The organism is Pseudomonas sp. P5_A2_2 (genome assembly GCF_054177685.1).
Genome location: NZ_JBGCUL010000169.1, coordinates 1 through 7,274 on the forward strand (window position 1 = coordinate 1; position 7,274 = coordinate 7,274).

Below are 7,274 nucleotides of genomic sequence, written 5' to 3' on the forward strand. Positions count from 1 at the left end.
GTAGCGGCCCAGCAAGGTTTCGCTGCGAGCAGCAAAACGGTTGTAAGCGATAACGGCTGGAATGGCAGCGAACAGACCGATCGCCGTGGCGATCAGTGCTTCGGCGATACCCGGGGCCACAGTGGCCAGGGTCGCTTGCTGGGCAGTCGCCAGACCACGGAAGGAGTTCATGATCCCCCAGACGGTACCGAACAGACCGATGTACGGGCTGACGGAACCGACAGTGGCCAGGAAGGGCAGGCTCTGCTCGAGCTTTTCTTCTTCGCGGGAAATGGCGACGCGCATGGCACGGGCCACACCTTCCATGACTGCTTCCGGATCAACGCCCGACTGCTGGCGCAGACGGGAGAATTCCTTGAAACCGGCACGGAAGATTTGCTCGACGCCCGAGTCAGGGTCCGGGTTGCTGCCAGCCTGACGGTACAGCTTGGACAGGTCGATACCCGACCAGAAGCGCTCTTCAAAGCTCTCCAGGGCACGTCGACCGGCGCGCAGCAGGTTGCTGCGCTGAAAGATCATGATCCACGAGGTCACCGATGCGGCTACCAGGATCAGCATTACCAGTTGCACCACGATACTGGCATTGCTGACCAGGCTCCACATGGAGGAATGGTCGACGACGTTAGCTTCCACGCTTTATCTCCTGCTTTGAGTGTGTACCCGCGCCGCTCACGTCGGCAAAGGCCGCTCGTAGAGCTTCGGGAATGGCCCGGGGTTTCAAACTTTCAGTGCGCACACAGGCCACCAGAAACTGCCCTTCGCAGAGCAGTGCATTATCCGTTGCCCGCCTGACCTGCTGCTTGAAGCGCAGGCTGGCACGGTTCAATTCGATTACTTCAGCGCTTACCAGCAGTTCGTCATCCAGTCGCGCCGGCGCGTGGTAGCGCGCTTCGCTGGAATGCACGACGAACAACAGGTCCTCCCCTGCCAGCTGCGATTGGGCAAAGCCCAGATCTCGTAGCCGCTCGGTTCGAGCCCGTTCCATAAACTTGAGGTAATTAACGTAATACACGATGCCCCCCGCATCGGTGTCCTCGTAATAAACGCGACAGCGATGTGCGAAAGGCTCAAGCCCGTTTTGCGCGCGCATACTCTAGTGCTTACTCCTCAGGTTGCCAATCCGGCATGGCAACTGTTTTTCATTGTTCTGTGGCTTTCACGTGAAAGTACGGTCCTGGGACCCTACATTGCCCGAAAAAATCAGCACGCAATGTTAATTAATCGTCAGCAGCGTCGAGAAACTCGTCTGCCACGGGCATTTCGCCCAATCGTGACGGAATGTTTAAACCGAAATGCAGGTAGGCATGCCGCGTCACCACCCGCCCCCGAGGCGTGCGCATGATGTAACCCTGCTGGATCAGGTAAGGCTCCAGCACGTCTTCAATGGTGTGACGCTCTTCGCTGATGGCGGCGGCCAGGCTGTCGACCCCGACTGGCCCACCGTCGAACTTCTCGATCATGGTCAACAACAGACGCCGGTCCTGGTGATCGAAACCACGTTCGTCGACGTCCAGCAGATTCAGCGCCAGGTCGGCAATCGGCTTGGTGATATGCCCCTTGGCGCGAACTTCGGCGAAATCGCGCACCCGGCGCAGCAGCCTGTTGGCGATCCGCGGGGTGCCACGGGCACGGCGGGCGATTTCGAAGGCGCCTTCCGGGTCCAGCGGCAAACCGAGGATGCTCGCCGAACGACTGACAATCGTCGACAGGTCGGCGGTATTGTAGAACTCAAGACGCTGGACGATACCGAAACGGTCACGCAACGGATTGGTGAGCATCCCCGCCCGCGTTGTTGCGCCCACCAGGGTGAACGGCGGCAGATCCAGCTTGATCGAACGCGCGGCCGGGCCCTCACCAATCATGATGTCGAGCTGGAAATCCTCCATGGCCGGGTACAGCACTTCTTCAACGATGGGCGACAGGCGATGGATTTCGTCGATAAACAGCACATCGTGAGGCTCAAGGTTGGTCAACAGCGCCGCCAGGTCACCGGGGCGCTCCAGCACCGGCCCCGAGGTGCTCTTGATCGATACGCCCATTTCCTGGGCGATGATGTTGGCAAGGGTGGTCTTGCCCAAGCCCGGCGGCCCGAAGATCAGCGTGTGATCCAGGGATTCGTTACGACCGCGAGCGGCTTGAATGAACAACTCCATCTGCTCGCGAACGGTCGGCTGGCCAATGTATTCGGCCAGGCTGACTGGGCGAATCGCCCGGTCCTGGACTTCTTCGCGCTCACGCGGACTGTGCGCGGCAGCGATCAGACGATCAGCTTCAATCACTTAGATCATTCCCTTCAAGGCGCGGCGGATCATGTCTTCGCTGCTCAAACCTTTCTCTTTGATTGCAGAAATCGCCTTGCTGGCTTCCTGCGGCTTGTAGCCCAGGGAAATCAGCGCGCTGACCGCGTCGTTTTCAGCAGTGTTCACCGGGGCCGGCCCATCCGGCTGGTTCGGCACCAGGGCGAACATGGCCGGTACGGTTTCCCAGGCCTTGAAGCGATCCTTGAGCTCCACCAGCAAGCGTTCGGCGGTTTTCTTGCCGACACCCGGGACCTTGGTCAGCGCCGACGTGTCCTGGGACTGTACGCAACGAACCAGTTCGTCGACTTCCAGGCTCGACATCAAGGCCAGCGCCAGTTTCGGCCCGACACCATTGAGGCGGATCAACTCGCGAAAAAAGTCGCGCTCACGCTTGCCGACAAAACCATAGAGCAACTGTGCGTCTTCGCGCACGACCAAATGGGTGTGCAAGGTCAGCGGCTCACCGACCGACGGTAAGCGGTAAAGGGTCGTCATGGGCACTTCGAGTTCATAGCCCAGGCCATTTACATCCAGAATCAGATGCGGAGGCTGCTTCTCAGCCAGGGTGCCGCGCAAACGTCCAATCACGTTACAAATCCTTGAGCGTTGGCCAGCTCTGGGCCAGCGACTGATAGAGCGAGGGAATGCCGCCGACAACCCAGGCGAAACGCCCCCACTCCATAAAAATGATTGCTGATGCTATCAGAGACGCAGGCGCCCGCCACGACTGCGTGCAGCTCCCAGGCCATGGGGCAGCAGGCTGGAACGGGTATGAGCATGGCAGATGGCAATGGCCAGGGCGTCCGAGGCATCGATCTGCGGCTTGCTGGTGAGCTTGAGCATGTGCATGACCATCATTTGCACCTGCTCCTTGTTGGCCGCACCGGTGCCCACGACCGCCTGCTTGACCTGGGTTGCGGTGTATTCGGCAATTTCCAGGCTTTCCTCGGCACCTGCCACGATCGCGGCGCCACGGGCCTGCCCCAGTTTCAGGGCGGAATCGGCGTTACGGGCCATGAACACCTTTTCGATCCCCATGGTCACCGGATGGTAAGTCTGAATGATCTCCCGCACCCCGCGATAGACAATCTGCAGTCGCTCATGCAGCTCGCCGGCGCCGGTGCGGATACAACCGGAGGCGACGTACTCACAGCCACGGCCGGTATCACGAACCACACCGTAACCGGTGATGCGCGAACCGGGGTCGATACCAAGAATTAAAGTCATAACGCCTGCGGAGTCAGTAAAGGCACGAATTTCAATACAGCAAATAACCACTGTGAGAGCTGGCTTGCCAGCGACGACGGAGTGTCAGGCACCATCATTGTTCAATGTGCCGACGCCATCGCTGGCAAGCCAGCTCCCACAGTGGATCTTAGTTGCCCTTAACCGAGCTGTGCGGCCACCGACTCCGGRATCTCCGCGTTGGAATAGACGTTTTGCACGTCGTCCAGATCTTCGAGCATATCGATCAGCTTGAGGACTTTCTCGGCGCCTTCCAGATCGAGTTCGGCGCTGGTGGTCGGCAACATGACGATTTCCGCGTCATCACCTTTGAAACCCGCCGCTTCCAGTGCGTTACGCACGGAATAGAACCCGGCAAACGAGGTGAAAACGTCGATAGAACCGTCTTCGTTGGTCACCACGTCATCAGCGTCGGCTTCCATGGCCGCTTCCATCAGTGCATCTTCGTCAACGCCGGCCGTGAAGGAGATCTGCCCCTTGCGTTCGAACAGATAGGCTACCGAACCATCAGTCCCGAGGTTGCCACCGCACTTGCTGAACGCGTGACGAACGGCGGCTGCGGTGCGATTACGGTTGTCGGTCATGCATTCGACCATCACCGCCACGCCGCCCGGACCGTAACCTTCGTAGGTCAACTCGACCACGTCGTCCGTGTCGGCAGCGCCGGTACCGCGGGCGACAGCACGATCGATGATGTCGCGACTCATGTTGGCACCCAGGGCCTTGTCCAGAGCCAGGCGCAGACGCGGGTTGGAGCCAGGATCACCACCACCCTGACGGGCAGCGACGGTCAGCTCACGAATCCACTTGGTGAAGATCTTGCCCCTCTTGGCATCCTGACGTTCTTTGCGGTGCTTGATATTCGCCCACTTGGAATGACCTGCCATAACTCGCTCCGAATTCTCTTTGAAACATTGCCCGCTGCGCTGCATCGCGCCGGCCGACAAACAATAGTCTTGAACAGCTCTAACTATAAAGAAAGGGCGCATCCGCAGATGCGCCCTTCAGGTCAACCTTACTCGGCCTTAGGCGTTTCACGCAGACGAATGTGCAGCTCGCGCAATGCCTTGGCATCCACCTGGCCCGGCGCCTGGGTCATGACATCCGCCGCGCTCTGGGTTTTCGGGAAGGCGATCACTTCACGGATCGACTGGGCGCCGGTCATCAGCATCACCAGACGGTCCAGACCGAAGGCCAGGCCACCGTGCGGCGGCGCGCCGTATTTCAGGGCGTCGAGCAGGAAGCCGAATTTCTCTTCCTGTTCCGCTTCGTTGATGCCCAGCAGACGGAACACCGACTGTTGCATTTCTTTACGGTGGATACGGATCGAACCGCCACCCAGTTCGGTACCGTTCAACACCATGTCGTAGGCACGGGACAGAGCGCCAGCCGGGTTGGCTTCCAGCTCTTGCGGGGTGCACTTCGGTGCGGTGAACGGGTGGTGCAAGGCGGTGAAGCTGCCGTCATCGTTTTCTTCGAACATCGGGAAGTCGACGACCCACATTGGCGCCCACTTGCAGGTCAGCAGGTCCAGGTCGTGGCCCAGTTTGATCCGCAGCGCGCCCAGGGCTTCGCTGACGATCTTCGCCTTGTCGGCACCGAAGAACACGATGTCGCCGTCGACCGCACCGACGCGATCGAGGATCACGTTGAGGTTGGCCTCAGGGATGTTTTTCACGATCGGCGATTGCAGGCCTTCAACACCGGCAGCGCGCTCGTTGACCTTGATGTACGCCAGGCCCTTGGCACCGTAGATGCCGACGAATTTGGTGTAATCGTCGATCTGCTTGCGCGGCATGCTCGCCCCGCCAGGTACGCGCAAGGCGGCGATGCGGCATTTCGGGTCGTTGGCCGGGCCGCTGAACACCTTGAAGTCGACTTCCTTGAGCTGATCGGCCACGTCCACCAGTTCCAAAGGGTTACGCAGGTCTGGCTTGTCGGAACCGTAGCGGCGCATGGCTTCTTCGAAGGTCATGTGCGGGAAATCGCCGAATTCCAGATCCAGCACTTCCTTGAACAGGTTGCGGATCATTTGCTCGGTCAGACCCATGATCTCTTTTTCATCGAGGAAGCTGGTCTCGATGTCGATCTGGGTGAATTCCGGCTGACGGTCGGCCCGCAGGTCTTCGTCACGGAAGCACTTGGCGATCTGGTAGTAGCGGTCGAAGCCGGCCACCATCAGCAGTTGCTTGAACAGCTGCGGCGATTGCGGCAGGGCGAAGAACGAACCGGCATGAGTACGGCTCGGCACCAGGTAGTCGCGCGCGCCTTCCGGGGTGGCACGGGTCAGGATCGGCGTCTCGACGTCGAGGAAGCCGTTCTCGTCCAGGAAGCGGCGGATGCTGGTGGTCATGCGCGAACGCAGACGCAGCTTCTCGGCCATTTCCGGGCGACGCAGGTCGAGGAAGCGATAGCGCAGGCGGGTTTCTTCGCCGACGTCGGAGAACTCGTTCAACGGGAACGGCGGGGTTTCCGATTCGTTCAGCACTTCCAGCTCGTAACCCAAGACTTCGATCATGCCCGACGCCATGTTGGCGTTGGTCGCACCGGCCGGACGCAGGCGAACCTTGCCGGTGATCTTGACGACGTACTCGCTGCGCACGCGATCGGCTGCGGCGAAGGTTTCAGCGCGGTCCGGATCGAACACGACCTGGGCCAGACCATCACGATCACGGATATCGAGGAAAATCACCCCACCGTGGTCACGGCGACGATGGACCCATCCGCAAAGGGTAATTTCCTGGCCGTCCAGGCTTTCGTTCAGTTGGCCGCAATAATGGCTGCGCATCATGGTCGTGGTTTCACTTCTCGTAATTCGAAATTCGGTGGAGATCCTACAGCAGCCCCGCCTTTAAAAAAGTCGCCGGGTGATGCAAGAGCACGCGTGTCGTTCAACTCAGGTTCCAGACCTTAGTCAGCTTTGTCGCCGCCGGCCAGGTTCTTCTTGGAACCGGTCTTGAAATCGGTTTCGTACCAACCCGTGCCGCTGAGGCGGAAGCCAGGCATGGACAGTAACTTTTTAAGCTCCGGCGCCTGACAGGCAGGGCAGTCGACCAGCGGTGCATCGCTGATCTTTTGAATGGCTTCCAACTGATGACCACAGGAAGCACATTGATAATCGTACATCGGCATGGAGGTTGTCTCGGCGATCAGATTGCTACCGCATACGCAGGGTTTTGCGGCAAAGAGCGGGATTATATCCATTAAATGCGGCCTGTGCAGCCGTAAGACTGCACAGACCGACACTCTGCTGCTTTCGCCGCCCTGGGCTAGGCCGTGACGGTGCAACCCCCTTCCTTGAGACTGTGCACAACACAGACAACCCGCACCAATCCACTGAAGTTCTTTACCCCACCGTGACGCAAGTGAACTTCGCGATCCACGTGAGATAACAGACTACTGACCGAGCAACCATTGGCCCGGGCCATCTCTCCCAAAATATCCCAATAAACCTGTTCAAGCCGCAAACAGGTGGCGAAGCCATTCAATCGCACCGAGCGGGACAAGGGCTGGGCCAGCCCCATATCGAACTCACGAACAAACGGATCGACCCTTACATCCCTGTGCGAACCGTATCGCCCCTCTTCTTGCCGTTCATAAACCATAACGCTGACACTCCTTTGCCATCCTGGTTTCGTTAAAAGCAACTGTCTGTCGACATATAAAAACGCAGGCGCAGAGGCATAGCCAGACGAATTCCTGACCTTCGACGTAGGACAAGCCAACAAC

At 59.2% G+C, this 7,274-nt stretch carries 9 protein-coding genes; all 9 read right to left on the reverse strand.

Features of this window, described 5'->3' with window-relative positions; all coding sequences use genetic code 11:
- A partial coding sequence (gene tolQ / locus ACXRVY_RS12765) for a protein TolQ (protein WP_458237512.1) occupies positions 1-633 on the reverse strand: 633 nt, incomplete at its 3' end.
- Positions 623-1,090: a tol-pal system-associated acyl-CoA thioesterase gene (gene ybgC / locus ACXRVY_RS12770; RefSeq protein WP_057713518.1), complete on the reverse strand. Its 468-nt coding sequence runs from the start codon at positions 1,088-1,090 to the stop codon at positions 623-625. The genes ybgC and tolQ, both read right to left, overlap by 11 nt.
- Before the next feature lie 127 nt (positions 1,091-1,217).
- On the reverse strand, positions 1,218-2,279 hold the full coding sequence (gene ruvB, locus ACXRVY_RS12775; RefSeq protein WP_223459487.1) for a Holliday junction branch migration DNA helicase RuvB: 1,062 nt from the start codon (positions 2,277-2,279) through the stop codon (positions 1,218-1,220).
- The gene (gene ruvA, locus ACXRVY_RS12780) at positions 2,280-2,888 is read right to left on the reverse strand and encodes a Holliday junction branch migration protein RuvA (protein WP_056852661.1); all 609 of its coding nucleotides are present in this window, start codon (positions 2,886-2,888) and stop codon (positions 2,280-2,282) included. It lies immediately after the preceding gene.
- Positions 2,889-3,002: 114 nt separating this feature from the next.
- Positions 3,003-3,527 carry a crossover junction endodeoxyribonuclease RuvC gene (gene ruvC / locus ACXRVY_RS12785; RefSeq protein WP_008015799.1) on the reverse strand — a complete coding sequence of 175 codons (525 nt, stop codon included), beginning with the start codon at positions 3,525-3,527 and terminating at the stop codon, positions 3,003-3,005.
- Between the two features lie 158 nt (positions 3,528-3,685).
- A complete protein-coding gene (locus ACXRVY_RS12790) occupies positions 3,686-4,432 on the reverse strand; it encodes a YebC/PmpR family DNA-binding transcriptional regulator (RefSeq protein ID WP_223459489.1) in 747 nt (248 codons plus the stop codon).
- A 128-nt stretch (positions 4,433-4,560) separates the two neighbouring features.
- A complete protein-coding gene (gene aspS / locus ACXRVY_RS12795; RefSeq protein ID WP_108215097.1) occupies positions 4,561-6,336 on the reverse strand; it encodes an aspartate--tRNA ligase in 1,776 nt (591 codons plus the stop codon).
- Positions 6,337-6,455: 119 nt separating this feature from the next.
- Entirely contained in the window at positions 6,456-6,677 is a 222-nt protein-coding gene (locus tag ACXRVY_RS12800) for an FmdB family zinc ribbon protein (RefSeq protein ID WP_032829812.1), read from the reverse strand.
- A 137-nt stretch (positions 6,678-6,814) separates the two neighbouring features.
- Entirely contained in the window at positions 6,815-7,150 is a 336-nt protein-coding gene (locus ACXRVY_RS12805; protein WP_223459491.1) for a ribbon-helix-helix domain-containing protein, read from the reverse strand.
- Between the last annotated feature and the right edge of the window lie 124 nt (positions 7,151-7,274).

Bases quoted from the DNA above. Each gene is read 5' to 3' on its own strand.
- ruvC (WP_008015799.1), bottom strand. From the start codon at position 3,527: ATGACTTTAATTCTTGGTATCGACCCCGGTTCGCGCATCACCGGTTAC.
- ACXRVY_RS12805 (WP_223459491.1), bottom strand. From the start codon at position 7,150: ATGGTTTATGAACGGCAAGAAGAGGGGCGATACGGTTCGCACAGGGAT.
- ybgC (WP_057713518.1), bottom strand. From the start codon at position 1,090: ATGCGCGCGCAAAACGGGCTTGAGCCTTTCGCACATCGCTGTCGCGTT.
- aspS (WP_108215097.1), bottom strand. From the start codon at position 6,336: ATGATGCGCAGCCATTATTGCGGCCAACTGAACGAAAGCCTGGACGGC.
- ACXRVY_RS12800 (WP_032829812.1), bottom strand. From the start codon at position 6,677: ATGCCGATGTACGATTATCAATGTGCTTCCTGTGGTCATCAGTTGGAA.